The organism is Isoptericola halotolerans (assembly GCF_003003075.1).
Lineage (GTDB): Bacteria > Actinomycetota > Actinomycetes > Actinomycetales > Cellulomonadaceae > Isoptericola > Isoptericola halotolerans_A.
On the sequence record NZ_PVTX01000004.1, the window covers coordinates 1 to 26,495 of the forward strand.

Here is a 26,495-nt window from a genome sequence, read left to right on the forward strand (position 1 = left end):
CGCAGATGACCGGTTCGAAGAACATCGAGATCGGGGGCCTCGCCCTGGGCATGACGCCCAAGGAGGTCGACGAGAAGTTCGACGAGGTCGTGGAGTTCGCCGACATCGGCAGCTTCGTGGACCTGCCGATGAAGACGTACTCCTCGGGCATGGCCGCCCGGCTGCGGTTCGCGATCAGCTCCGCGGCCATCCCCGACATCCTCATGGTCGACGAGGCCCTGGCCACCGGCGACGCCGCGTTCAAGTCCCGCTCCAAGGCGCGCATCGAGGAGGTCCGCCAGCAGGCCGGCACCGTGTTCCTCGTGAGCCACTCGATCTCCACGATCGAGGCCATGTGCACCCGCGTGCTGTGGATGCACCAGGGCCGGCTCGTCATGGACGGACCGGTCGAGGAGGTCACCGCGGCCTACAAGACATTCATCCGTGCGCACCGCCACCAGGGCTAGCCCTCGCAGACCCCGCACCAGAACAGGTTGCGACCGGCCAGCTCCTTGAGCAGCACGGGAGCGCCACAGACGCGGCACGGCAGCCCGTCGCGGTGGTAGACGTAGAACGCCTGCTCCGACGCCACGGCCCCGGCATCGCCGTCGGTGTTCTGACGTGGACGACGCTGCGGAGCCGGTGCCCCGGTTCCGGGGTGCTCGGACCGGTGCTCGGGCCGGGTGGTGACGATCCGGCCGGTGTCCGCGCCGTCGCGCATCAGGACGACGAGGTCGTCCCACAGAGCCCCGAGGACCTCTGCCGGCACCTCGCGTCCGGGGACGAGCGGGTCGACGCCGGCCCGGAACAGGGCCTCCGCGCGGTAGATGTTGCCGACCCCGGCGACCACGGCCTGGTCCATGAGCTGCTGCCCGACCGTCACGCGCGACCTGCGCACGCGCTCGACGAAGGCGTCTCGCGCCGCGTCCAGGGAGCCTCGGCCGCCGTCGGTCCGGATCGGGTCCGGACCGAGGCGCGCCTCGACGCCCGCCTTCTCGGCCGGCGTGAGCACCTCGCAGGCGGTCGGGCCGGTCAGGTCCGCCACGGCGTGCCGTCCGAGCAGACGGACCCGCACCGCGCCGCGCGGCTCCGGCACGGTCCACTCCCCCGCCGACGGCTCGGGTGCCGGGAGCGAGTCCCGCTCGCCGATCCGGCGCCGCGGCGCGCCGATGGCGTGCACGACGTCGGTGCTCGCGTCACCGGCGAACGTCCACGCCCCGTAGAGGCCGAGGTGTACCCGGAGCCAGTGCTCCGGCTCGGCCGTCTCGCCTGCCGGCCCGGGGGCGAACCCGACGAAGAGCTGCTTGCCCCACGCCTCGGCCGCGACGACCGTGCCGCCGTCGAGCAGCGACGCCCCGGCAGCGAACCGGCCCTGGGGGCTGGTGACGCGCACCGGGCTGCCGGCGAACAGCTCGCGCAGGAGCCTGGCGAGCCGGTGGACGGTGTGCCCCTCGGGCACGTCAGGCGGTGGTTCGCGACGCCTCGTAGGCGGCGAGCTGGTCGATCCGGCGCTGGTGGCGGGCGTCGCCCGAGAAGGGCTCGGCGATGAAGGCCTCGACCAGCGCGGTGGCCTCCTCCAGCGAGTGCATGCGCCCGCCGACGGCGACGACGTTCGCGTCGTTGTGCTGCCGGCCGAGCGTGGCCGTCTCGCGGGACCAGGCCAGCACCGCGCGCACGCCGGTCACCTTGTTCGCCGCGATCTGCTCGCCGTTCCCGGACCCGCCGATGACGATGCCCAACGACCCGGGCTCCGACACGACGGCCTCGCCGGCGGCGAAGCAGAACGACGGGTAGTCGTCCTGGGCGTCGTACTCGTGGGCACCGTGGTCGACGACGTCGTGCCCGGCGGCGCGCAGGTGGTCGACGAGGTGGGACTTGAGCTCGAATCCGGCGTGGTCGGCGGCGATGTGCAGGCGCATGACCCCATTCTCACCCACGCGCGGGGACGCCTGCCGACCCGTCTCACCGGCCTGCTCCACGGAGGCCGGCTGCTGGTGCGTACGCTGGCGCCATGACGACCGACGCGACCGGGCTGCGGTCCGGCATCGACACATCAGCACTCGACGAGGGCGTACGCCCGCAGGACGACCTGTTCCGCCACGTGAACGGCCGCTGGCTCGACGCGCACGAGATCCCGGCCGACCGCTCCATGGACGGGGCCTTCCGTGCGCTGCACGACGCCGCCGAGGAGCAGGTCCGCGAGATCATCACCGACGCGGGCGACGCGGCCCTGCGCGGTGCGGCGACCGGCTCCCAGGCACAGGTCGGCGCCCTGTACGCGAGCTTCATGGACACCGAGCGGATCGAGGCGCTGGGCACCTCTCCCGTGCGCGACGAGCTCGCGGCGATCAAGGAGGCGACCGACCGGGCGTCGCTCGCCCGCGTGCTCGGCACGCTGCAGCGCACCGGGGGCGGCGGCGCCGTCGGGTTCTACGTCGACAACGACGCCAAGGACCCCGAGACGTACGTGACGTACTTCGTCCAGGGCGGCATCGGCCTGCCCGACGAGGCCTACTACCGGGAGGAGCAGTACGCGCCGATCCGCGCCCGCTACACCCCGCACGTCGCGCGGATGCTCACGCTCGCGGGCGTGGGGCAGGACGCCTGGGGGACGACGGCGGACGACGCGGCCGAGCGGGTCGTCGCCCTCGAGACGCGGCTCGCCTCCCACCACTGGGACGTCGTGCGGGACCGCGACGCCACCGAGACGTACAACCCGACCACGTTCGGCGAGCTGGTCGCCTCGGCCCCCGGCTACGACTGGGCCGGGTGGGCCGAGGCGCTCGGCGCCCCGGAGGGCTCCCTCGACGCCCTGGTGGTGCGCGAGCCCTCGTTCGCCACCGGCTTCGCCGCGCTGTGGGCGTCGGCCGACCTCGACGACTGGAAGCTCTGGGCCGCCTACCACCTGATCACGGCCCGCGCGCCCTACCTGGCCGACGCCGTCGTCGAGGCGAACTTCGACTTCTACGGCCGCACGCTGTCCGGCGCCCAGGAGGTGCGCGAGCGCTGGAAGCGGGCCGTCACGGTGGTGCAGGGCGCGCTCGGCGAGGCCGTCGGCCAGGAGTACGTGGCCCGCCACTTCCCGCCCACGCACAAGGACCGCATGGACGAGCTCGTCTCGTACCTCGTCGCGGCCTACCGCGAGTCCATCCAGGAGCTCGACTGGATGACCGACGAGACCAAGCAGCGCGCGCTGACCAAGCTCGAGAAGTTCACCCCGAAGGTGGGCTACCCCGTGAAGTGGCGCGACTACTCCGGCCTCGAGGTCGTCGCCGACGACCTCGTCGGCAACGTCCGGCGCGCGCACGCGTTCGAGCAGGACTACGAGCTGGGCAAGATCGGGCGACCCCTGGACCGCGACGAGTGGTTCATGACGCCGCAGACCGTCAACGCCTACTACAACCCGGGCATGAACGAGATCGTCTTCCCCGCGGCCATCCTGCAGCCGCCGTTCTTCGACCCGGAGGCCGAGGACGCCGTGAACTTCGGCGGGATCGGCGCGGTCATCGGTCACGAGATCGGCCACGGGTTCGACGACCAGGGCTCGAAGTACGACGGCGACGGGCGCCTCGAGGACTGGTGGACCCCGACCGACCGGGCGGAGTTCGAGCAACGGACCAAGGCGCTCGTCGACCAGTACGGCGCCTTCCGGCCCGCGCAGCTCACCGGGGACGACGCGTACGTCAACGGGGCGCTGACGATCGGCGAGAACATCGGCGACCTCGGCGGGCTGTCCATCGCGATCAAGGCGTATCGGATCGCCCTCGGCGGGTCCCTGGACGACGCGCCGGTGATCGACGGGCTCACCGGCCTGCAGCGCGTGTTCCTCGGCTGGGCGCAGGTGTGGCAGGCCAAGGGCCGCGACGAGGAGATCGTGCGCCGGCTGGCCACCGACCCGCACTCGCCGAACGAGTTCCGGTGCAACGGCGTCGTGCGGAACCTCGACGAGTACTACGCGGCTTACGACGTCGCGGCGGACGACGCGCTGTACCTCCCGGCCGAGGAGCGGGTCCGGATCTGGTGACCGGTCCGGCGTCGGGGCCGGTCAGTAGGTCCCGACGCCGGCCCGTGCCAGCGAGAAGCCCTTGCCGGTCGGGTCGTGCTGGCAGTACATGCCGTCCTGCTCGCTGGAGCACGTGAAGTCGCCCTCGGTCACGGACTCGCCGTAGGGCACCTCGTCCAGCTTCTTCGGGGCCTTCTTGGGCTTGTCGGCACCCGCGACGCACGGCAGCGCGACCTTCCCCTGCCCGTCGAGGGTCACCACGTAACCGGTGGTCCCGTCGCAGCCCTCCACCGGGGCGGGCTGCTGGTTCAGCTCGGCGATGGCGCACGACACCTGGTTCTCGAACACCTCGCACGAGATGTTGCGCGACGGCGAGGCGAACGTGCTGACCGACGCGCCCGGGTCGTCGGCCGCCTCCTGCCCGTCGTCGCCCTCGGCGTCGTCCTGCGCTTCCTGGCTCGTGCCGGCGCTGGGCTGCGCGGCGGCGTCCACGGGCGCCAGGTCGGAACCGCCCAGCACGTTGACCGCGAACACGACCGCCACGACGATCAGGATCGCGTCCGCCGCGATGAACGCGATCCAGCCGGGCGTCAACCGCTTCCCCCGGCGCTTCCCGGCCGGCGTCGTCGGGTGCTGCGCGGTCCCGGGGGGCGGCGCGGGCTGCTGGTAGGCGTACTGCTGCGGCGTGTAGCCGTACTGCTGAGGAGGCCCCTGCGGCGGCTGCTGGTGGTGCGCCTGCTCGTACACGGGCTGCTGGTAGACCGCCGGCTGGTAGGCGGGCTGCCGCACCGGCGCGGTGTACTGCGGCTGCTGCGGGGCCGACGCGGGCTGGGGCTGCTGCACCTGGGTGGGTGCGGCCTCGGCCCGGTTCGGAGCCGGCGGGATCGGCGCGTGCGGGCTCGGCGCGGGCGACGGCGAGCCCGTCGCCCGGGCGTCGGGCGGGGTGCCGGGGGCGAACGACGGCGGGGCCGCCGCAGCGGACGGGCGGCGCACGGGTTCCCGCGACGAGTCGTCGCCGTAGCCCTGCGAGGCAGGGCCGGGCGGCGGCGGGGGCGGCGGCACGTTGCCGGACATCTGGACTCCCTCCCGGGACGGTCGGCCGCTACGACCGGCCGACGCGCTGACGCGCACAGCGCAGGATGTCACGACCAGGTCTCGTCCGTCGAACCTGCACCTCCCGCCGGTCGCGGGCCGACGCGCACGTGACGGCTCGGCGGCGCCGCGGAAAGGCGGGGAAAGGGTTCGGCACGCCGGGTCCGAGGTGGCATGATCGACGCACGCGACCGCGACGACCTCGTGGTCGGCGCCACCCGTCACCGTCCCAGGGAGCACCCGTGCCCGGAGAGAACCTGACCCGCGTCGAAGCGATCGAGCGCGCCCGGGTCATCACCACCGTCGAGTCGTACGCCGTCGACCTCGACCTGACCACCGGTCCGGAGACGTTCACGTCCACGACCGTCATCCGGTTCTCCGCGGTCGAGGGAACGGGCACGTTCGTCGACCTGGTCGCCCCGGTCCTGCGCGAGGTGACGCTCAACGGGCGGTCGCTCGACGTCACGCAGGTCTTCGCCGACTCCCGCATCGCGCTCGAGGATCTCGCCGCCGAGAACGAGCTGCGCGTCGTCGCCGACTGCGCCTACATGAACACCGGGGAGGGCCTGCACCGGTTCGTCGACCCGGTCGACGGCGAGGTCTACCTCTACACGCAGTTCGAGGTGCCCGACGCCCGGCGCGTCTTCGCCACGTTCGAGCAGCCGGACCTCAAGGCGCCCTTCCAGCTCACCGTGACGGCCCCGGCCGCGTGGCACGTCGTGTCGAACCAGCCCACGCCGGAACCCACGCCCGCCGAGCACGCCACCGAGCCCGCGGTGGAGGCCGCCCGCTGGGAGTTCGAGCCGACGCCGCGCATCTCCACCTACCTCGCGGCGCTCGTCGCCGGTCCGTACGCCGTGGAGCGCGGCGAGGTCACGTCGTCCGACGGCCGCACGATCCCGCTGGGCGTCTTCTGCCGCTCGTCGTTGTCCGAGCACCTCGACGCCGAGGCGATCATGACGACGACGCGCCAAGGCTTCGCCTTCTACGAGGAGACGTTCGGCGTCCCGTACCCGTTCGACAAGTACGACCAGCTCTTCGTGCCCGAGTACAACATGGGCGCGATGGAGAACCCGGGCTGCGTCACCTTCACCGAGTCCTACGTGTTCCGCTCCCAGGTCACCGACGCCGTCCGCGAGCGGCGCGTCGTGACCGTGCTGCACGAGCTCGCCCACATGTGGTTCGGCGACCTGGTCACCATGAAGTGGTGGAACGACCTGTGGCTCAACGAGTCCTTCGCCGAGTACGTCTCCACGCTCGCCACGGCCGAGGCCACGGAGTGGGAGGGCGCCTGGACCACCTTCAACGCGATGGAGAAGACCTGGGCCTACCGCCAGGACCAGCTCCCGTCCACGCACCCGATCGTCGCCGCGATCAACGACCTCGAGGACGTCCAGGTCAACTTCGACGGCATCACCTACGCCAAGGGCGCCTCGGTGCTCAAGCAGCTCGTGGCGTGGGTCGGCCGCGAGGAGTTCGTCAGCGGCGTCTCGGCCTACTTCCGCAAGCACGCCTGGGGCAACACCGAGCTGCCCGACCTCCTCGTCGAGCTCGAGGCCACCAGCGGGCGCGACCTCGGGGCCTGGGCGAAGACCTGGCTCGAGACCGCGGGCGTCAACACGCTGCGCCCCGCCATCGAGCTGGACGACCACCGCCGGATCACGTCGTTCCAGATCGAGCAGACGGCGCCCGCCGACCACCCCACCATCCGGCCCCACCGCCTCGGCATCGGCTGCTACGACCTCGACGACTCCGGGGCCGTGGTGCGCACGCGGTCCCTCCAGGTCGACGTCGACGGCCCCCGCACGGCGGTCCCCGAGCTGGTCGGCCTCGCCCGGCCCGACCTGGTGCTGATCAACGACGACGACCTCGCCTACGCCAAGGTGCGTCTCGACGAGGCCTCGCTCACCTTCGCCGTCGAGAACCTGTCGCGCATCAGCGACCCGTTGGCCCGCTCGCTCGTGTGGGGCTCGGTGTGGGACGCGGTGCGCGACGGCGAGACCCCGGCGTCGGCGTACGTCGACCTCGTCCTGGGCAACATCGCGGCGGAGACGGAGTCGACCACCGTCCGCACCACGCTGGCCCAGCTCGGCCTGGCCGCCCGCTCGTACGTGGCTCCCGAGCGCCGGGCCGCCACCCTCGAGCGCGTGGGCGACACCCTGTGGACGCTCGCTCAGGAGGCTGCTGCCGGGTCCGACCTGCAGCTCCAGCTCGTCAAGTACTTCTCGACGCTGTCGTCCACCGAGGCGCACGTCGCCCCGCTGCGCGGTCTGCTCGACGGCTCCGTCGTCCTCGACGGGCTGGCGGTCGACACCGACCTGCGCTGGGAGCTCCTGCAGGGGCTCGTCCAGCTCGGTGCCGCCGGCGACGACGAGATCGACGCGGCACTGTCCGCCGACGACACGGCGTCGGGCCGCCAGGCCGCCGCACGGGCCCGTGCGGCGACGCCCACCACCGCCGGCAAGGAGCGTGCGTTCGCCTCGGTGGTCGAGGACGCCGACGCACCGAACGCGATCATCCGCGCGACGGCGGCCGGGTTCGTGCAGGTCACCGACCCCGCGGTGCTGGCGTCGTTCGCCCAGCGCTACGTGGACGCGCTGCTGCCGATCTGGGAGACCCGCAGCTACCACATCGCGGAGGAGCTCATCGAGGGGCTCTACCCGGCTCCGCTCGCGTCGACGCGGCTGCGGGACACGGTGCGCGGCTGGCTCGAGACCCACGCCGACGCGCCGTCGGCCCTGCGTCGCATGGTGATCGAGGCGCTGGCCGGCACCGAGCGGGCGCTAGGCGCCCAGGCGGTCGACGCGGCCGTCACCGACTGACGGGCACGACCCCGCCGCGAACGCGCCGAGGGGCCCGGACCGCACGGTCCGGGCCCCTCCGTCGTCTCGAGGCGGCTATCTCGCCGCCGCGACCGCCGCGAAGAGCGACCGCAGCCGCGCGTTGTCGAACAGGTCCTCGACCAGCACCACGTTCCCGGCGGAGTCGCCGAGCGGCACCTTCCAGTTCGGGTACTCCCGGTCGGTGCCCGGCTGGTTCTGCGCGCGCCGCTCCCCCACCGCGTCGACGAGCTGGACGCCGACCAGCGCGGCCGACGACCGGCGCAGGTACCGGTGCAGCGCCTCGACGACCTCGCGCTCCGACGGGTTGTCCCCGACGAGCCCCTGCTCGGCCAGCACCGCGACCGCCGCGTTCCGCTCGGCCCGGGCCTGCCCGCGCAGCGCCTGCGCGTCCTCGGCGAGCAGGCCGAGCCGCTCCCGCAGGTCGACGTGCTCGCCGGCGAGGTACCCCGCCGTCGGGGGCATGTCGTGCGTGCCGACGGTGGCGAGGGTCAGACGGCGGTAGTCCTGCGGCGCCGTCGGCCGGCCGCCCGTCTTCTCGAACCAGAACACGGACGTGCCGAGGACGCCGCGATCGGCCAGGTACTCGCGCACCCACGGCTCGAACACACCGAGGTCCTCACCGATGACGACGGCGCCCGCGCGCTGCGCCTCCAGCGCGAGGATCCCGACCAGCGCGTCGTGGTCGTAGCGCACGTAGGCGCCGTCCCGGGCGGACCGGCCCTCCGGCACCCACCACAGCCGGAACAGGCCCAGGATGTGGTCGACCCGCAGGGCACCGGCGTGCCGCAGCGCGGTGCGCAGCATGTCGCGGTAGGGCGCGTAGCCGGCACGCGCGAGCGCCCGCGGGTTCCACGGCGGCTGGGACCAGTTCTGGCCCTGCTGGTTGTACATGTCCGGCGGGGCACCGACCCCGACGCCGCGGGCGAGCACGTCGGCGTTCGCCCAGGCGTCCGCGCCGTCAGGGTGCACCCCGACGGCGAGGTCGTGGACGATCCCCAGCCGCATCCCGGCGTCGACGGCCGTGCGCTGGGCCGCTGCCTTCTGCTCGTCGAACACCCACTGCAGCCAAATGAAGAAGTCGACCCGCTCGGCGAGCCGCTCCCGGGCGGCGGCGACGGCCGGGGACCCGGGATCGGCCAGCTCGGCGGGCCAGGGTCTGCCGCCCAGCTCCTCGACGATCGCGCACCAGGTCGCGAAGTCCTGCAGACCGGCCCCCTGGGCGGCCACGAACTCCTCGTACGCCGCCTGTCGAGCGGCTCGACGCGGCGCGGAGTGCACCACCTCGAGCGCAGCCTTCTTCGCGTCCCAGACGGCGTCCCGGTCGAGCGGTCCGCCGTCCCCGTCGAGGTCCCGGACCGGGTCGGCCGCCCACTCCACCAGGGAGCGGTCCGCGGCCGACAGGTACGCCGTCTCCAGGATGTCCTCGACGCGGACGTAGACCGGGTTGCCGAACCGGCGCGACGTCGGCAGGTAGGGCGACGGCGTCATGGGCGTGACCGGCTCGGCCGCCGACAGCGGGTTCACGGCCACGAAGTCCGCCCCGGCACGGTGCGCGGTGAGCCAGGCGAGGTCGGCCAGGTCGGCCAGGTCCCCCAGCCCCCACGACGTGCGCGAGCGCACCGAGTAGAGCTGCGCGAGGACGCCCCAGACCTGGCCCCGCGCGACGGCCGCCGGCAGCTCGAGCCGGTCCGGCGTCACCACGAGGGTGGTGGACGACTCGTTGCCCTCGCTCAGCGCGTAGAGCGTGTGCCAGCCCAGCGGGACGTCGGCGGGCACCGCGAACGTCGCACGGCCCACACGCCGGCCGTCGACCTCGCGCGGCGGGACGTCGTTCTCGGTCTGTGCCAGGTCGCGCCGCGGACGGACGGCGTGGCGCCGGGCCGCGGGCTCGGCCCCGTCCAGCTCGAGCCACACGTGCACCGACGCGCCGTCGGTGACGTGCACCGGCACCTGGGACTCGTGCCCCTGGCGCACGACGACGGTCGGCGGCAGGACCGATCGCCACTCCTCGTCCCGCACCCGGCGCAGTCCCTGGGAGACGGCCTGCGGGCTGCCGGCCTCGACGCCGAGCGCCTGGAGCACGTCGACCAGGGTCGCGTCGGGCACGTGCGCCAGCTCGCCGCCGAACCGGTGGTACTCGGTGAGCACCCCGTGCGCCGCGGCGAGCTCGTGCAGCTCGGCGCGCGCGCCGTCGTCGGGCACGGCCTGGTCCATGTCCTTCATGCTCACGGGGACGATCCTGCCACCATCGGGCGCCCAGGACCGACCCCCCACGCCACGGACCGCCTCGACGGCGGTACCGGCGACCGGGACCGGCCGTTACGGTGGCACGCGTGAACTTGCTACGCCTCCCCGCCGTACCGCCGACCGCCAGCACGCCGGACCCGTCGCCGTCGCCCACCCTCCCGGAGGAGATCGAGGAGGCCGGCGACGCCTTCTGGACCTGGTTCACCGGCTGGCCGCTGCGCGTCCTGATCATCGTCGTGGTCGGCATCGTCGTCCTGGTGCTGCTGCGTCGCGTCATCTCCCACGTGACCGAGCGGATCGCGACAGGTGTCCCTCGCGCCCAGGAGAAGGGTTGGAAGGACTGGTTCCGCCGTTCACCGATCGTCGGCGACGCGCTGGTCATGGCGAACCCGCTGGCCTCGGCGCGGCGTGCCCAGCGCGCCCGGACCGTGGGTTCGGTGCTGAACTCGACGGCCAACATCGTCGTCGGCGTCCTGATCCTGCTCATGGTCCTGACCGAGATCGGGTATCCCGTCGGGCCGCTGCTCGCCTCCGCGGGTGTGGCCGGCATCGCGCTGGGCTTCGGCGCGCAGTCCCTGGTCAAGGACTTCATCTCCGGCATCTTCATCCTCATCGAGGACCAGTACGGCGTCGGCGACGTGGTCGACCTCGGCTCCGGCGCCGAGGGAGTCATCGAGGAGGTGCAGCTGCGCACCACGCAGGTGCGCTCGATCGACGGCACGCTGTGGTGGGTCCGCAACGGCGAGATCCTGCGCGCCGGCAACCGCACGCAGGGGTGGTCGCGCGCGCTGGCGGAGGTCCGGGTCCCGGTGGACGCGGACGTCGACGTGGTGCGGGCCGCGCTCGGGCGAGCGGCCGACGCCGTCGCGGCCGACCCGGAGTGGGCCGACGAGTTCCTCGAGCCGCCGTCGGTCCGCGGCGTGGACGCCGTGACGGACTTCTCGATGTCCTTCACCCTGCACGCGCAGGTCAAGCCGGGCATGCAGTGGGACGTCTCGCGGGCGATGCTGCGCGCCGCGCAGGCTCAGCTCCGCGGCGTCAAGGTGCTGCGCACGGACGCGGTCGAGTCCGGCGAGGGCTGAGCTCGGTCGCCCCGCCCACCTCACCTCCCGCTGTGGGTGCACGACACGCCGGTCGGCTGGGCGCCGACACGGCGTGTCGTGCACCCACAGCGATCACCGGGTCAGGCCGAGGCGAGGCGTCCGTCCAGCTCGGCGGCCAGGTTGTCCGCCTCCGGGCCCACGATGACCTGGATGATGCTGCCCGAACGGACCACGCCGAAGGCACCGGACGTCTTGAGGCCGTGCTCGTCGACGAGCTGGGGGTCGGACACCTGGACACGCAGTCTCGTGATGCACGGTTCGAGCTCGACGACGTTGGTGGTCCCGCCGAGGGCTGAGAGGATGTCTTCCGCCTTGCTCATTCGGTATCTCCCCAGGAAGTGGTTCGTCGGATCGCGTCGTTGCAGGTCCATCACCACCTTAACGTCTCGGGCAACCGGGCGGGTCGGCAGAGCGGTGCCGGGCGTCCATCGGGTGACCGCCGCCACGGTCCACCGGTGCGCCGATCTGGGAAGATGTGCCGGTGACGACACCCACCTTCTACGACGACATCGGCGGGCACGCCACGTTCGAGCGCCTCGTGGACGTGTTCTACGCGGGCGTCGCGGACGACGAGGTGCTGCGCCCCATGTACCCCGAGGAGGACCTCGGCCCCGCCAAGGAGCGGCTGACGCTCTTCCTCGAGCAGTACTGGGGCGGGCCGACGACGTACAGCGAGCAGCGCGGCCACCCACGCCTGCGGATGCGGCACGCGCCCTTCAAGGTCAACCCGGACGCCCGCGACCGCTGGCTGGCCCACATGCGCACCGCCGTCGACTCCCTCGAGCTGGCCCCGGCGCACGAGTCCCAGCTGTGGGACTACCTGGAGCGCGCGGCCTTCAGCATGATCAATACCTTCGAGGAATGATGCGGAGTGAGCGTGACCGTGACCGACACGAGCGGTAGCCCCCTCGACCAGCTGCTCGCAGCCCTGGACCTGCGGGAGGTCGAGGGCTGGGGCCCGCGCGGCGAGGACGACCTCTGGCGCGGCGAGTCCGTGCCGGGCCCGGGACGGCGGGTGTACGGCGGGCAGGTGCTCGCCCAGGCCTTGCTGGCGTGCGGCAGGACGGTGGAGGACGACCGGCTCCCGCACTCGCTGCACGCCTACTTCCTGCGCGAGGGAGCCCTCGACTCCCCCGTCGACTTCGCCGTCGAACGGCTCCGGGACGGGCGCTCCTTCAGCGCACGCCGCACCCACGCGATCCAGGCGGGCCGCCCCATCCTGTCGCTGACGGCCTCGTTCCAGGTGGACCAGCCCGGCTACGAGGCACAGCTGCCGGCGCCCGACGACGTCCCCGCCCCGGAGGACGTCACCTCGACGTTCGAGGCGCTCGCCGGCGTCGACCACCCGGCGGCGAAGTACTGGTCGGAGGGGTCGGCGTTCGAGCTGGCGCACGTGGGCGGCTCCGTCTACCTCGGTGCGGCGACGGACCCTCGGCCGGACCAGCTGGTCTGGATCCGCGCCCGGCACACGATCGACTCCGACGACCGGCTGCTGCACCGTGCGCTGCTGGCGTTCGCCTGCGACCAGGTCATGCTGGAGCCGGTGCTGCGCCAGGCCGGGACGTCGTGGCTGGACGTGGGCGGCAAGGTCCCGATGGCCTCCCTCGACCACGCGATGTGGTTCCACCGGGACGCGCGCGCCGACGAGTGGCTGCTGTACGTCCAGGAGTCGCCCGGGGCCCAGGGCGGCCGTGGGCTGGGGCTCGCCCGCGTCTACGACCGTGACGGCGCGCTGGTGGCGACCATCGCGCAGGAGGGCATGGTGCGGCTCCCGGGCTGAGCGTGAGCAGCGCCCCCTCCGCATCCCGTGCACGATGACGCAGGTCGTTCCACACTGTCGGGGTGCGTCTACGCCGTTCGTCACCGTCGGACCCGGGCTACTCGCGCCGTCGGAAGGGCGACGGGTGGGTGTTCCTGGACGTCGACGGCATGCCCTTGACCGACACCGACGAGATCGAACGGTGCCGGCAGCTGGCGATACCACCCGCCTGGCGCGACGTCTGGATCTGCCGGCACCAGAACGGCCACCTGCAGGCTTTCGGGCACGACGACGCGGGCCGCGGGCAGTACCTGTACCACCCGCAGTGGCAGGAGCGCCGGACCCGTCGCAAGCACGACCACGTCCTGGAGTTCGCCCGGCGCCTGCCCGGCGCGCGGCGGAGGGTGACCCGCGACCTGGCCCTGCCCAGGTTCCCGCGCCAGAAGGTGCTGGCCCTCGCGTTCCGCCTGCTGGACGAGGCCTACTTCCGGGCGGGGAGCGAGGTGTACGCGCGCAAGCACGGCACCTTCGGGCTCGCCACGATCCGCAAGGAGCACGCGCGGGTGGCCCGGGACGGGTCCGTCCGCTTCCGCTACCCAGCCAAGTCGGGGCAGGTGCGCGACGTGGTCGTGGCGGACGAGACCGTGGCGGGCATCGTGGCGTCCCTCAAACGGCGCCGCGGCGGCACGGAGCTGCTCGCCTGGCGGGACGACGCCGGAGGCGGCCGTACCTGGCACGACGTCACGAGCGCGGACGTGCAGGCGGACATCCGGGCGCGTCTCGGGGAGGACGCCACGCCCAAGGACTTCCGGACCTGGCACGCGACCGTCCTGACGGCCCAGGCGCTGGCGGAGACCGGGCCTGCGCCCTCCTCGCAACGGGCCCGACGGCGCGTCGTCGCCGGCATCGTGAAGGACGTGGCCGAGGAGCTCGGGAACACCCCGGCCGTCGCCCGGTCGTCGTACATCGACCCCCGCCTGTTCGACCTGTGGGAGCGGGGCGAAACGATCCCCGCCGCCCGCCGCCGGTCGGGCGCCGAGCGGGCCGTGCTGGAGCTGCTCGGATGAGGGCCGTCGTCACCGGGGTCACCGGCTACGTGGGCGGCCGGCTCGTGCCCGAGCTGCTGGACGCCGGGTTCACCGTCCGCGCGCTCTCGCGGAACCCGGCCCGCCTGGACGGGCGCGAGTGGGCCGACGACGTCGAACGCGTGGCGGCCGACGTCGGCGACCTCGAGGCGGTGCGCGACGCGCTCGAGGGGGCCGACGTCGCCTACTACCTGGTCCACTCGCTCGGGACGGGCCGCACGTTCGAGGCCGTCGACCGCCGCAACGCCCTGACGTTCGCCCGTGCCGCGCGCGAGGCGGGCGTGGGCCGCATCGTCTACCTGGGCGGCCTCTACCCCGACGTCCCCGAGGGCGAGCTGTCCCCGCACCTCGCGTCCCGCAAGGAGGTCGAGGAGATCCTGCTGGCCTCCGGGGTGCCGACGGCGGTGCTGCGGGCGGCGGTGATCCTCGGCTCGGGCTCGGCGTCGTTCGAGATGATGCGGTACCTCACCGAGCGGCTCCCGGCGATGACGACGCCACGCTGGGTGGACAACCGCATCCAGCCGATCGCCATCCGTGACGTCCTGCGCTACCTCGTCGGCGCGGCGACCATCCCGGCCGAGGAGTCGCGCGGGTTCGACATCGGCGGCCCGGACATCCTGACGTACCGCGAGATGATGCACCGCTACGCCCGGGCCGCCGGCCTCCGGCGGCGGGTCATCGTGGGCGTGCCGGTGCTCACCCCGCGCCTGTCCAGCCACTGGGTCGGTCTGGTCACCCCCGTGCCGTCGGGCATCGCACGCCCGCTCGTCGAGTCGCTCCAGCACGAGGTCGTGTGCCGGGACGACGACGTGCGCCGGTTCGTGCCGGACCCGCCCGAGGGGCTCGTCGGCGTCGACCGCGCGATCGAGATGGCGCTCGCTCGCGTCCACGACGGCGAGGTGACGACCCGCTGGTCGTCGGCCTCGCTGCCGGGGGCGCCGTCGGACCCGCTGCCCACGGATCCCGACTGGGCCGGGGGGTCGTTCTACGTGGACGAGCGCCGCACGGTGGTGGAGGCCCCGCGCGACGTGCTCTGGCAGGTGATCGAGGAGATCGGCGGCCAGGACGGCTGGTACTCGTGGGCGCTCGCCTGGCGGTTGCGCGGGGTGCTGGACCGCCTCGCCGGGGGGCCGGGTCTGCGGCGCGGCCGTCGCGACGAGCATCAGCTGCGCGTGGACGACGTGCTCGACTTCTGGCGGGTCGAGGCGATCGACCCCGGCAAGCGGCTGCTGCTGCGCGCCGAGATGAAGCTGCCCGGCCTCGCGTGGCTCGAGCTGCGCGTCGACGAGGCGGCGGAGGAGGTCACGGACAGCGACGACGACGGTCCGGTGCCCGAGGACGCCGCCGGCCCGGGCCGCACCTACTTCGCCCAGCGGGCGCTGTTCCACCCCCACGGCCTCGCCGGCCAGGTCTACTGGTGGTCGGTCGCCCCGTTCCACGGGATCGTCTTCGGCGGGATGCAGCGCAACGTGGCTGAGGAGGCCGAGCGGCTGTTCCGCCGCTCGGCCTCCTGAGCCGGTCGGCGTCAGCCCGCCGGGACCGTCCCGGTGCAGTCGAGCTCCTGCGCGGCCGGGGCCGCACCGTTGCCGATGAACCCGACCGTGGCGGTCTGGTCGGGACCGAGGTCCGCGTTCCACGACTCCGGCGTGACGACACCGTCGGCGAGGCGACCGCCCCACATGTTCGACGTCGTCAGCCCGTCGGGAACGGTGACCTGCCAGCCCTGGACGCCCTCGGCGCCCCCGGTGACCGTGATGGCGCCCTGGTACCCGCCGGACCAGGAGTTCGCGATCGAGAGCTCGGCGGTGCAGGCACCGGCCGGCGGGTCGACCTCGCCCTCCCCCGTCGTCACCGTCACGGCGTCGGACGCAGCGGACACGTTGCCCGCGGCGTCGTGCGCCGTCACCGCGTAGGTGTACTCGGTCGACTCCTCGAGGCCCGCGTCGGTGAACGCCGTCGTGGTCCCTCCGACGCCGGCCACGACCTCGCCGTCACGGGTGACGTCGTACCCGGTCACCCGCACGTCGTCCGTCGACGCGGTCCAGGAGAGCTCCACCGTGGTGCCGTCCGCCGTCGCGGTCAGGTCCTGCGGTGCCGTCGGCGCCTCGACGTCCTCCGGCGGCTCGACGACGTCGCCGAAGAGCCGGTCGTAGTCGGCGAGCGCCGTCGCCACCGCCGTCTGGGCCCAGAACCGGTGGTAGGTGAACTCCGGCTCCGGCCCGCCGTCGAGGTGCGCCTGGACCTTGTCCCACTCGGGGTCGTCGCGCAGGAACGAGCGGATGTCGATGAAGGACACGCCGGGCTCGATGACGTCGCCGTTGGGCATGGTGCCGCTCCAGCCCTCGGGGACGTAGACGCCGTCGCCGTCCGGCTCGGTCAGCACGTCGTCGAAGCGGCCATAGTCGCCGCGCGTCTCGGTGGTGGCCACGCCCAGGGGGTCCGAGCTCTGCGTCCACAGGGCGTCGAGCAGGTCGTGCGAGACCTGCTGCGCCTGCGTGTCGCCGGAGGCCGCCGCGTAGTACATCAGCGTGCGGGCGAGAGCGCCCGCGACGCCGACGTCCTGGCCGTACCCGGTGACCTCGACGCTGAGGCCGGAGTTGTCACCCGGGTTCTCCGGGTCCCAGGTGTCGGGCTGACCGGTCCAGGCGATGTTGGACGGGATCTGCCAGTCGTCCTCGGAGACGGTGATGTGGGAGATCACCCACGGCACCCAGGAGTCCAGGATGTCCTTCGCCCGATCGTCGCCGGTCTCGTGGTAGAGCTGCGCGATCCGCTCCACGCCCCAGCCCTGCATGCCGAACCACTCGTTCGACGGCGGGTCGTGGTAGACCGGGGCCTCGTCGTAGGCCATGCCGTAGAACGTCGACGTCCCGGCGGGCCGCTCGGCGTAGGCGCCGTCCCAGCTGTTCGTGGCGCCGCCGGCGATGCCACCCTCCGGGGACTGGAGCCACTGGAAGAGCTCGACCTGCCGGTCGAGGCTCTTCGACCAGTCGTCGTCGGCGGTCGCCGAGTCGGGCACGAGGTCGGGGTCGTTCGCCAGCGCCCAGGCGGCCATCGGGTTCTGGTAGCCGAAGTGCGCGTGGGAGGAGCCGATGCGCCAGGCCCACGGAGCCTGCTCGTCGAGCGCGCCGCCCCAGGCGTAGTACCAGCTCAGCAGGTAGTGGGCGCTGTCGCGACCGCTGCCAGCGGGGCACGACGGCGAGTCGCAGCCGGGAGTCTTGAAGTACTTGTCGAAGAGCGAGTACCGCAGGTAGTCGCCCATCTTGGCGGCCTTGCCCACGGCCTCGGCCACGGCCTCCGGCTGGCCCTGCTCGGTCGCGAACTTGTTGGCCCAGTAGGCCGCCTCGACGGCCCGGGCGTCGGCGTCGGGGGCGTTGGTGTACTTCCACTGCTTCGCCGGTTGCGGGTCGGCCGTGAACAGGTCGAGGTAGCCGAACTCCCCGCCGTAGGAGAAGTCGTCGATCGACGGCTGCGGGATCGTCTCCCAGACGGACTCCTCGGGACCGCGCTGGAACGTGTTGATGTAGCTCGTGCCCTCGTGGTCGGGGCCGAGCAGCTCGCCGGAGCCCGGGGCGGCGCCGTAGCCGTAGACGTTGTCGACGTCGGCGAGCCAGTGCATCCCGTAGATCTCGTCGGTGCCGTACGTCTGGGAGAGCTCGCCCGCGAGCGGGTCGCTGCCGACGGTGACCCCGGAGTCGAGCTCGGAGGGGTAGCCGCTGGGGTGGTTGTGCTCGGCGGCGTAGGTGGCCGGGCTGCCCGGGTCGTAGGCGCCGTTGGTGGGCTGGTTCTCCGTGGTCGGGATCATGTACGCCTCGAGGGTGGCCCAGGCGTCGTTGAACGGTTCCCAGTCCCCGGTCACCTGACCGTAGGACGTCTCCAGCCAGAGCCAGAACGAGTACGCCTCGCTCGTGGTCTCGTGACCGTTGTCCGGGGCCTCCACCATGAGCGACTCGACGGCGTGGTACGGGATGCCCTGGTCGGAGAAGTACCCGTTGGCGGGGTCGTGGATCTTGTCGTAGAGCTCCAGGAACCGCTGGGTGTACTCCCCGTCGGTGTCGAGGTCGCCGAGCGCCGCAGCGACGGGTGCCGCGGCGACGGGTGCCGCGGCGGCGGGTGCCGCGGCGGCGTCGGCCGACGCGGGCGGCGCCGCGCCGGCGGGGACGGCCGCGACCAGCGCGGCCAGGGTGGCCGACGCCGCGGCCCCTGCCAGCAGCCGGGATCGGATGGATGCGCGATGCATGGTGCACCTCTCTTCGTTGAGCGGACACCCTGACGATCGAGGGATGGAAGCGTTCCCACAACGCGGCGAAACGTTTAGGAGGACGCCCCGCCCGCTTCGTGGGCGGGGCGTCCTCGGCCCGGCGTCACGCGTGGGCGTCGGCCGTGGCCTGCCACCGCAGCACGCCGGTCTTGCGGTTCAGCGCGGCGGTGACGCGCTCCAGGACATCGGCCGCCCTGAGGGGAGCACCGCCCGGCTCGGTCGTGGCGACCCGCTGCACGTCGGCCCGCGAGCCGAGGACCGCGGCGAGCCGCGCCGCCCGGTGCTGAGCGGACCTGCCGTCCTGCCCGTCGAGCAGCACCGCCACACCCACGGTCCCGACGGGGGTGGCGCAGTCGTCCTCGTCGAGCTCGCCCCGCAGCCGGCGCAGGTCCGCGCCCGCCGGCGGTCCGGGCAAGGACACGGCGAGGACCTGCCACGCGTAGGCGGGCAGCCGCCGGCGGCGACGGATCGCCCGCTCGAGGCGGTCCACGAACAGCTCGTGCACCACCAGACCCGTCTCCACGTCCACGAAGGGGCGCTCGGCCGGGAGCACCGGCGACGACGAGGTGTCCCCGACCACGGCCATGGCGCCCACGAGCCGGGCCGGCCGGTCACCGGCGTCGTGCACGGTCACCGCTCGGCACCGGACATGCAGGTAGTCGCCGTCGGCGTGCCGGATGCGGTGCTCCACGTCCAACGGCTCGCGCGTACCCGACAGCTGCGCGGCCACGGCGGCGTGCACCCGCCGGGCGTCCTCCGGGTGCACGCGGGAGAACCACTCGCGCGGGTCGTCGGCGAGCGCGCTGCGGTCCAGGCCCACGGTCCTGGCCCACGCCTCCGAGTAGCGCACGGTGCCGGCGTCGACGTCCCAGTCCCAGGTGCCGTCGTTGGCCGCGATCGAGACGAGGGCGGAGCGCTCCTCGACCTCGGCGACGTCGTGCGCCAGCGCCCGCTCGCGCTCGGCCTCCTCGACGAGCCGGCGGCGCTGGTCCTGCAGGGCCGTCAACGACTCCTCGGCCTCGAGGGCCACGGCGAGCATCGCGGCCCAGTGGTTGTAGCGGGCGCGGGTGCTGGTCGCCCGCGAGTCGACGAGCCCGCCGACGGCCAGGAACCCGCGGTCGGACCGACCGAACGCCACCGGGACCACGACGGTCAGCGAGCGCGGGTCGGTGAGTGCCGGCGGCGGGAACTCCTGCGAGGGCATCGTGCGGCCCACCAGGTTCTCCCCCGCGCCACCCCGTACGCCCACGACGCGCAGCACCCGCTCGCCGGGGCGCGCCGGGTCGTCCTCCCACAGCGCGAGCGCAGCCGTCGAGGTGCGTGCGCGCGGCATCCAGTCCAGGCGGCGCAGGGACTCCCCGTCGGCCCGCATCAGCTCCAGGTCGACGAGGTTCTGGTCGACGAGGTCCTGCTCGAGCCGCCCCGCGCGCGCCAGGTCGCCGTGCGCGCACCCTCGGGCGAGGGCCACGACGATCTCGGAGATCGCCTCCTCGACGGCGTCGGCCGCCTCCGGCTCGAGCCCGGCGACGACGGCTGGGCCGTCCTCCCGGGTCGCCGCCGCGGCGGCACGCTCGGCCAGCCGCTCGCGCACCCGCGCGCTCTCGAGGCGCAGCGCCGGGACGAGCTGCTCGAGGGCGCCGGGCCCCGGGCGCAGGGTGGCCGTGCGGTCGCCGAGCGCTCGCAGCGCCGTGGCCGGCGGCTGCTGGGCCGTCGCGACGCTCGCCTCGACGAGCTGGCGCACCATCGTCAGCCAGGCCTCGGTCGCCCCGGGGTTGCGCACGCCGTCGGCACGGGCGAACACCACGCGGGCGACCGTCCCGAGCGGGTCGGGGTCGCATCGCGGTGCGTTGCCCGCCACCACCACCGTGCTCCGGGTGCCCCGCGCGCAGCCGCACGACTCACGCATCACCAGCGCCGAGACGTCGAGCCGGTGCACGCCTCCGACGCGCTCCCCGCGGGCGCGCGCCAGCACCAGCTCCGCGGCCCGCTCCCCGACCGCGTCGTGCATCGGGTCCACCGACGTCAGGCGGGGCCACGTGCGAGCACCGACGTCCGAGTTGTCGAAGCCGACGACGGCCTGGACCGCCGGGGCGTCCAGCCCGGACAGGTGCAGCCCGCGCAGGAACCCGACGGCGTTGCGGTCGGTGGCCGCCAGGGTCGCCGTCGTGGCCATGCCCTGCTCGGCCAGCCGGCGGGCCACCGCCTCCGCGGCGGCCTCCTGGTTGTCGCGGGTCCGGTACACGTGCTCGGGGGCGTGCTCGAGGCCGTGCGCCGCCAGGGCGTCGCGGAAGGCGTCGTAGCGCTCGGCGATGTCACGCTGGTCGGTGCTGCCGAGGAACCCGATGCTGCGGTGACCGTGCTCGACCAGGTGGTCGACGGCTGCCCGCACGCCACCGACGTTGTCGGGCGACACGGCAGGTGCCCGCAGGTCGTCGGGCGGGACGCCCAGGGTCACGACCGGGGTGCCGGTCGCGTCGAGGCGCCGCAGCTCGGCGTCGGCGAGCGCGGTGGTCACGACGACCAGACCGTCGAACCTGCCCAGGCCCGGCGCGGCACGCCGGTAGGGCGGCACGGGGAACTCGTCACGATCGATGTCGGCCGGGTACGTCTGCACCGCGACCAACCGGTGCCCCTCGGAACGCAGCACCCGGGCCATCCCGGCGAGCATCCGCCCGAAGTAGTAGCCACCGACGACCGGGCACAGCACCCCGATCGTCAGTGTTCTGCCTGGTCCTCTGCCTGCCTGTGCCCAGATCGACACGTGCACCACCGTCCTCGCCGTCGAGTCCTGCGTGCGCCCCCCGCAGGTGCATCATGCCCTGAAAACCGGCAGAGTGTGGGAGCGTGTCCAGAACTCCAGCCACCGGCGGCACCCCTGCGGCCGCCGGTCGTCGCGTCACGATCACCGACGTCGCGCGGGCCGCCGGCGTCTCCATCGCGGTGGTCTCCTACGCGCTCAACGGACGTCAGGGGGTCTCCGACAGCACCCGGCGGCACGTGCTCAAGGTGGCAGCCGACCTCGACTGGCGCCCCAGCGCCGCCGCCCGCTCGATGCGCTCTGCCGCCGTGACCAGCGTGGGTCTCCAGGTGCTCGACGGCGTCGGCGCGTCCCACAGCCGGTCGGCCGGGCTCGACCTCGCGAGCGGGCTGCGGGCGGTGCTGGGCACCGTCGCGCTCTCGGTCGAGGTGGCCGCGGACCGCGCGACGGGTGCCACGGACCTCGAGCGGGACTTGAGCGAGCGACGGCACACCGCGTTCGTGGTCCAGGACCTGCTGCTCGACGACCCCCGCACGCGAGCAGCGGCGCGGGTCGGCGCGCGGGTGGTGGGCGTCACGCCCCCGGGCCTGGGCACGGCCGGGATCGAGCGCGGCGTGTGGTTCGACGGCGACGCGGAGGCCGCCGTCGGCCGCTACCTCGTCGACCTGGGGCACCGGCGGCTGGTGCTGCTGGTGGCCGACGCGGACGGCGACGTCGCGCGGGCGCTGCATGCGGGCCTGCTGACCGCCACGGCCGGTCTCGTGGCGACGGTGGACGTCGTCGAGGCCGCGTCGGCCCCGGCGGCCGGTGCTGCCGCCGCCCGCTTCCTGGCGGACGACCAGCGGCCGACGGCGGTGGTCACCGACGGCGACGTCACGGCGCTGGCCGTGCTGGAGGCAGCTCGCCATCGTGGCCTGGAGGTGCCGTGGGACGTCTCCGTGGTCTCCGGCGCCGATGCCGAGACCTGCCGCCTGGTGGATCCGCAGCTCACCGCGGTCGGCCGGCCGTGGCACGACCTGGCCGCGACCGTGGCGTCGGCCCTGCGGATCGCCCCGCAGCCGCCGGCAGGGGTGCCGTCCGCGCGCCTGGTGATCCGCGGGACGACGGCCCCGCCACCGAGCACCGGACTGCCCTAAACGTTTCAGCGGGATGCGCGTGGGAGCGCAACCAGGCCACGTTGGGGACGTCGGGCCGACAGCCCGGCGCACGGGCGACGAGGCCCGTGCTTCCGATCTCCTGGAGGATCCCGTGCGATCACGATCCTTGCGGCCCCGCGACGAAGCGGTGTCCCGACCCGTCGCCGTGGCGGCGACGCTGGCCCTGGCCGCTGTCCCCCTGCTGGGCGCCACCACCACCGCCTCGGCGGCGGAGCGGGTCGACAACCCGTACGTCGGCGCCGACCAGTACGTGAACTCCTACTGGTCCGAGAACGTGGTCGACGCCGCCGCGGAGGCTGGCGGCGACCTCGGCCAGCAGATGCTGACCCTCGCCGACACCCCCACCTCGGTGTGGATGGACCGCACATCGGCCATCGAGGGCAACGTCGACGGGCCCGGCCTGCGCTACCACCTGGACGCCGCCCTCGAGCAGCAGCAGGGTGACACCCCGATGGTGTTCAACCTGGTGATCTACAACCTGCCGGGGCGCGACTGCTACGCGCTGGCGTCCAACGGTCTGCTCGACCCCACGCCCGAGGGCATGGCCGAGTACAAGAACGAGTACATCGACGTCATCGCCGACATGCTGGCCGAGCCGCAGTACGCCGACCTGCGGGTCGTCGCCACCATCGAGCCGGACTCGCTGCCGAACCTGGTCACCAACATGTCCGAGCCCAAGTGCCAGGAGTCGGCGCCGTACTACCGCGAGGGCACGGCCTACGCCCTGGACCGCCTCTACGAGGCCGGCAACGTCTACTCCTACATCGACGCGGCGCACGCCGGATGGCTCGGCTGGGACTCCAACGCCGGACCCGCCGTCGACGTCTTCCAGGAGGTCGTCACCAGCACCGAGCACGGCTACGACACCGTGGCCGGGTTCGTGACCAACACCGCGAACTCGACCCCGCTGCACGAGCCGTTCCTGGAGGACGAGCCGTTCGGCAGCGGCGGCGGCACCCAGGTGCGCCAGGCGGACTTCTACCAGTGGAACAGCGACTTCGACGAGCTCGACTGGACCGAGCACCTGTACTCGCTCGCCGTGGCCGCCGGGTTCCCCTCGGACATCGGCATGCTCATCGACACCTCGCGCAACGGCTGGGGCGGGCCTGACCGGCCGACGGCCGAGAGCAGCTCCAGCACCCTGAACACCTATGTGGACGAGTCCCGCGTGGACCGCCGCACCCACCGTGGCGCGTGGTGCAACCCGGCCGGGGCCGGCCTGGGCGAGCGCCCGACGGTCAACCCGACCGACAACCCGGCCTCGCACCTCGACGCCTACGTGTGGGTCAAGCCTCCGGGCGAGTCGGACGGCAACTCCGAGGAGATCCCGAACGACCAGGGCAAGAGCTTCGACCGCATGTGCGACCCGACGTTCGCCTCCCCGAAGCTCGACGGCAAGCTCACGGGCGCCCTGGGCGGCGCGCCGCTGGCCGGCCAGTGGTTCCAGGACCAGTTCGAGATGCTGGTGACCAACGCCTACCCGCCGATCGACGGCGGCTCGGTCGACCCCGACACCGAGGCGCCGACGGCACCTGCCGACCTGGCGGCGACCGGCACGACCAGCACCTCGACCGACCTGACCTGGGGCGCCTCGAGCGACGACACGGGCGTCACCCGGTACACGGTCCTCGTCGACGGCGCAGAGGCCGGGACGAGCGCGACGACGTCGTACACCCTCACCGGGCTGACGCCGTCGACCACCTACGAGGTGACCGTCACCGCGCGAGACGCGGCGGGCAACGTCTCCGCGGCGTCGGCACCCGTGACCGTCACGACGAAGGAGGCGACCGGCGGGGAGGACACGCAGGCGCCGACCGTGCCGACCGGGCTCGCGGCGGGCGAGGTCACGTCGTCGTCGGTGGAGCTCACCTGGGCGGCCGCCGACGACGACACGGGCGTCGCCGGCTACCGGGTGCACCGGGACGGTGACCTGGTCGCCGACGTGACGGGGACCTCCGCCACGGACTCGGGTCTCGCCGCGGACACCGCGTACTCGTACACGGTCACCGCGTACGACGCGGCCGGCAACGCCTCCGCGGCCTCGGACGCCCTGTCGGTGACCACCGAGGAGGGTGGGACCACGCCGACCGGCGGGTGCACCGTGGACTACTCGGCCAACTCCTGGAACACCGGGTTCACCGGATCCTTCGTGGTGACGAACGACTCCGACGCCGCGATCGACGGCTGGGAGCTGACGTTCACCTTCGCCGACGGCCAGACCGTGGACCAGATCTGGTCCGCGCAGGCCTCGCAGAGCGGCTCCGCGGTGACGATCACGCCGGCGGCGTGGTCGACCACCATCCCGGCCGGCGGCTCCGTGACGTTCGGCTTCAACGGGTCGCACTCCGGGACCAACACGGCTCCGGACGACTTCGCCCTCGACGGCGTGGCCTGCGACATCGCCTGACCCTCGCGGGGGCGGCTCCGGCCGCCCCCGCCCCCTGCTCCGCGGCCGGGGCTCCGTGCCCCGGCCGCGGGTTCCACGCCATCTTCCGGAGGAATCATGCGAACATCATTCGAAAACGATTACCATGATCGTGGCGCCCGCAGGTCGGTCGCCGGGGCCGCCGCCACCGCCCTGCTCGGCGGCGCGCTGCTGGCCGGCGGGATGCTGACCGGGCCCGCCCAGGCGGCCGAGCCCGTCCACGAGCCGCTCCGCGACGCCGCGGAGCGCCAGGGCATCACGCTCGGGTTCGCCCTCACACCGGGTCATCTGAACGACCCCGGCTACCGCGCGATCGCCGAACGCGAGTTCAACCTCGTCGTCGCGGAGAACGCGATGAAGTGGGACGCCACCGAGCCGAGCCAGGGCAGCTACAGCTGGGGCCAGGCCGACCAGGTCGCGGACTTCGCCGCCGCGCAGGACGCCGACCTGTACGGCCACACGCTCGTGTGGCACTCCCAGCTGCCGGGCTGGGCGGAGGGCATCACGGACCCCACGCGGCTCCGCGACGCGATGTACGACCACATCGACGCGGTGGCCGGGCGGTACGCCGGCGACGTCGACTCCTGGGACGTGGTCAACGAGATGTGGGAGCAGGACGGCAGCCGCCGCCAGAGCGTCTTCCAGCGCGTGCTGGGCGACGGCTACATCGCCGACGCGCTGACCCGGGCCCGGCAGGCCGCGCCGGACGCCGACCTCTGCCTGAACGACTACAGCACCGACGGCATCAACGCGAAGTCGACCGCGATGTACGACCTGGTGGCCGATCTTCTCGCCGACGGCGTCCCGATCGACTGCGTCGGCTTCCAGTCGCACCTCATCGTCGGGCAGGTGCCGAGCACCTACCAGCAGAACCTCCAGCGGTTCGCCGACCTCGGCGTCGACGTCCGCATCACCGAGCTCGACGTCCGGATGAACGTCCCGGCATCCACGACCGACCTGGCGCAGCAGGCGCGGGACTACCGCGCCGTGGTCGAGGCGTGCCTCGCCGTCGACCGCTGCACCGGCGTGACCGTGTGGGGCATCGACGACGGGCACTCCTGGGTGCCCGACGTGTTCGGCGGCCAGGGCGCGGCCCTGCCGTGGGACGCGCAGTACCGGGCCAAGCCCGCCTACACCGCGATCGCCGAGGCCCTGGGCGCGCAGGTCGAGGGCGAACCCGACCCGGACCCGAGCGACCCGGGTGACCCGGGTGACCCGGGCGACGCCGCGTGCTCGGTGAGCTGGTCGAACGCCGGCTGGAACACGGGGTACACCGGCACGGTCACCCTGACCAACACCGGCGACTCCTCCTGGAGCGCGTGGACGCTCACGGCCGACCTGCCCGCCGGGCAGACGCTGACGAACGGCTGGTCCGCCGACTGGTCCCAGTCCGGCTCGACGATCACGGCAACCCACGCCGCCTGGAACGGTGCCGTACCCGCGGGCGGGTCGGTCCAGATCGGCTACAACGCGACGCACAGCGGTGACAGCGGCGTGCCGACGCAATACACGGTGAACGGCGCCGACTGCTCCTGACCCGGCCCCGCTCGCCTCCCGTTGTGGGCGGGAAATCTGGCCCGATACGCACCTTTGGTGCTGATCTCGCGCCCAGATTTCCCGCCCACAACTCTTCGCGGTCCCTCGACGGGTGCTGGCTCCTAAACGTTTCGCGCCCAGCTGCGGCCCCCTTTCATCGAAGCGCTTCGACTACGGTGCGTCCCAGACACGACGACGTGTCACCCGGGCCGGCCACCGGCCGCGGCCCGGTCCGTCCGCACCGAGG

18 protein-coding genes are annotated in these 26,495 nt (G+C 73.3%); 11 read left to right on the forward strand and 7 right to left on the reverse strand.

From position 1 onward, the window contains the following. On the forward strand, positions 1-446 hold a 446-nt coding region (locus tag BCL65_RS06925; protein ID WP_181340722.1), incomplete at its 5' end, for an ABC transporter ATP-binding protein. On the opposite strand, the gene BCL65_RS06930 is transcribed toward BCL65_RS06925, so the two are convergent. Both BCL65_RS06930 and BCL65_RS06935 read right to left on the reverse strand, forming a co-directional pair. After that, on the reverse strand, positions 443-1,438 hold the full coding sequence (locus BCL65_RS06930) for an Fpg/Nei family DNA glycosylase (RefSeq protein ID WP_106266509.1): 996 nt from the start codon (positions 1,436-1,438) through the stop codon (positions 443-445). The two genes, BCL65_RS06925 and BCL65_RS06930, sit on opposite strands and share 4 nt — an antisense overlap. Position 1,439: 1 nt before the next feature. Then, a complete protein-coding gene (locus BCL65_RS06935) occupies positions 1,440-1,898 on the reverse strand; it encodes a ribose-5-phosphate isomerase (RefSeq protein ID WP_106266924.1) in 459 nt (152 codons plus the stop codon). A gap of 92 nt (positions 1,899-1,990) precedes the next feature. Between BCL65_RS06935 and BCL65_RS06940 the strand changes: the two genes are divergently transcribed. Further along, a complete protein-coding gene (locus BCL65_RS06940; RefSeq protein ID WP_106266511.1) occupies positions 1,991-4,003 on the forward strand; it encodes a M13 family metallopeptidase in 2,013 nt (670 codons plus the stop codon). 21 nt (positions 4,004-4,024) lie between these two features. Here the strand turns inward: BCL65_RS06940 and BCL65_RS06945 are convergent, their stop codons facing one another. Continuing rightward, on the reverse strand, positions 4,025-5,056 hold the full coding sequence (locus BCL65_RS06945) for a hypothetical protein (RefSeq protein ID WP_106266512.1): 1,032 nt from the start codon (positions 5,054-5,056) through the stop codon (positions 4,025-4,027). 260 nt (positions 5,057-5,316) lie between these two features. On the opposite strand from BCL65_RS06945, the gene pepN reads away from it, so the two are divergent. Further along, positions 5,317-7,896 (forward strand): aminopeptidase N, encoded by a 2,580-nt coding sequence (gene pepN, locus BCL65_RS06950; RefSeq protein ID WP_106266514.1) that lies wholly within the window; start codon positions 5,317-5,319, stop codon positions 7,894-7,896. A gap of 75 nt (positions 7,897-7,971) precedes the next feature. Here pepN and malQ read toward each other — a convergent pair whose 3' ends face one another. Then, a complete protein-coding gene (gene malQ / locus BCL65_RS06955; RefSeq protein WP_243400897.1) occupies positions 7,972-10,140 on the reverse strand; it encodes a 4-alpha-glucanotransferase in 2,169 nt (722 codons plus the stop codon). Positions 10,141-10,250: 110 nt separating this feature from the next. Between malQ and BCL65_RS06960 the strand changes: the two genes are divergently transcribed. Further along, on the forward strand, positions 10,251-11,246 hold the full coding sequence (locus BCL65_RS06960; RefSeq protein ID WP_243400884.1) for a mechanosensitive ion channel family protein: 996 nt from the start codon (positions 10,251-10,253) through the stop codon (positions 11,244-11,246). Positions 11,247-11,347: 101 nt separating this feature from the next. On the opposite strand, the gene BCL65_RS06965 is transcribed toward BCL65_RS06960, so the two are convergent. After that, entirely contained in the window at positions 11,348-11,587 is a 240-nt protein-coding gene (locus BCL65_RS06965; protein ID WP_106266518.1) for a glucose PTS transporter subunit EIIB, read from the reverse strand. Positions 11,588-11,748: 161 nt separating this feature from the next. Between BCL65_RS06965 and BCL65_RS06970 the strand changes: the two genes are divergently transcribed. The 4 genes from BCL65_RS06970 (at position 11,749) to BCL65_RS06985 (ending at position 15,625) form a co-directional block, all read left to right on the forward strand. Next, on the forward strand, positions 11,749-12,132 hold the full coding sequence (locus BCL65_RS06970; protein WP_106266928.1) for a globin: 384 nt from the start codon (positions 11,749-11,751) through the stop codon (positions 12,130-12,132). Between the two features lie 12 nt (positions 12,133-12,144). After that, positions 12,145-13,047: an acyl-CoA thioesterase gene (locus tag BCL65_RS06975; protein ID WP_106266929.1), complete on the forward strand. Its 903-nt coding sequence runs from the start codon at positions 12,145-12,147 to the stop codon at positions 13,045-13,047. 62 nt (positions 13,048-13,109) lie between these two features. Next, a complete protein-coding gene (locus tag BCL65_RS06980) occupies positions 13,110-14,093 on the forward strand; it encodes a DNA topoisomerase IB (protein WP_243400879.1) in 984 nt (327 codons plus the stop codon). Next, entirely contained in the window at positions 14,090-15,625 is a 1,536-nt protein-coding gene (locus BCL65_RS06985) for an SDR family oxidoreductase (protein WP_106266520.1), read from the forward strand. Before BCL65_RS06980 ends, BCL65_RS06985 begins: the two co-directional genes overlap by 4 nt. Positions 15,626-15,636: 11 nt before the next feature. On the opposite strand, the gene BCL65_RS06990 is transcribed toward BCL65_RS06985, so the two are convergent. Further along, positions 15,637-18,351, reverse strand: coding sequence for a glycoside hydrolase family 48 protein (locus tag BCL65_RS06990; RefSeq protein WP_106266522.1), 2,715 nt, complete (start codon positions 18,349-18,351; stop codon positions 15,637-15,639). Between the two features lie 124 nt (positions 18,352-18,475). Next, the gene (locus tag BCL65_RS06995) at positions 18,476-21,133 is read right to left on the reverse strand and encodes a substrate-binding domain-containing protein (protein ID WP_125206511.1); all 2,658 of its coding nucleotides are present in this window, start codon (positions 21,131-21,133) and stop codon (positions 18,476-18,478) included. Positions 21,134-21,216: 83 nt separating this feature from the next. On the opposite strand from BCL65_RS06995, the gene BCL65_RS07000 reads away from it, so the two are divergent. From BCL65_RS07000 to BCL65_RS07010, 3 genes are all read left to right on the forward strand, one after another. After that, on the forward strand, positions 21,217-22,266 hold the full coding sequence (locus BCL65_RS07000) for a LacI family DNA-binding transcriptional regulator (protein ID WP_106266525.1): 1,050 nt from the start codon (positions 21,217-21,219) through the stop codon (positions 22,264-22,266). A gap of 148 nt (positions 22,267-22,414) precedes the next feature. Continuing rightward, positions 22,415-24,694 (forward strand): glycoside hydrolase family 6 protein, encoded by a 2,280-nt coding sequence (locus BCL65_RS07005; protein WP_243400877.1) that lies wholly within the window; start codon positions 22,415-22,417, stop codon positions 24,692-24,694. 96 nt (positions 24,695-24,790) lie between these two features. Then, positions 24,791-26,248, forward strand: coding sequence for an endo-1,4-beta-xylanase (locus BCL65_RS07010; protein ID WP_106266529.1), 1,458 nt, complete (start codon positions 24,791-24,793; stop codon positions 26,246-26,248). Positions 26,249-26,495 lie beyond the last annotated feature (247 nt).

Coding starts and splice junctions, on each gene's coding strand:
- BCL65_RS06945 (WP_106266512.1), bottom strand. CDS start 5,056: ATGTCCGGCAACGTGCCGCCGCCCCCGCCGCCGCCCGGCCCTGCCTCG.
- BCL65_RS06940 (WP_106266511.1), top strand. CDS start 1,991: ATGACGACCGACGCGACCGGGCTGCGGTCCGGCATCGACACATCAGCA.
- BCL65_RS06985 (WP_106266520.1), top strand. CDS start 14,090: ATGAGGGCCGTCGTCACCGGGGTCACCGGCTACGTGGGCGGCCGGCTC.
- BCL65_RS06965 (WP_106266518.1), bottom strand. CDS start 11,587: ATGAGCAAGGCGGAAGACATCCTCTCAGCCCTCGGCGGGACCACCAAC.
- BCL65_RS06990 (WP_106266522.1), bottom strand. CDS start 18,351: ATGCATCGCGCATCCATCCGATCCCGGCTGCTGGCAGGGGCCGCGGCG.
- BCL65_RS06935 (WP_106266924.1), bottom strand. CDS start 1,898: ATGCGCCTGCACATCGCCGCCGACCACGCCGGATTCGAGCTCAAGTCC.
- BCL65_RS07010 (WP_106266529.1), top strand. CDS start 24,791: ATGCGAACATCATTCGAAAACGATTACCATGATCGTGGCGCCCGCAGG.
- malQ (WP_243400897.1), bottom strand. CDS start 10,140: ATGAAGGACATGGACCAGGCCGTGCCCGACGACGGCGCGCGCGCCGAG.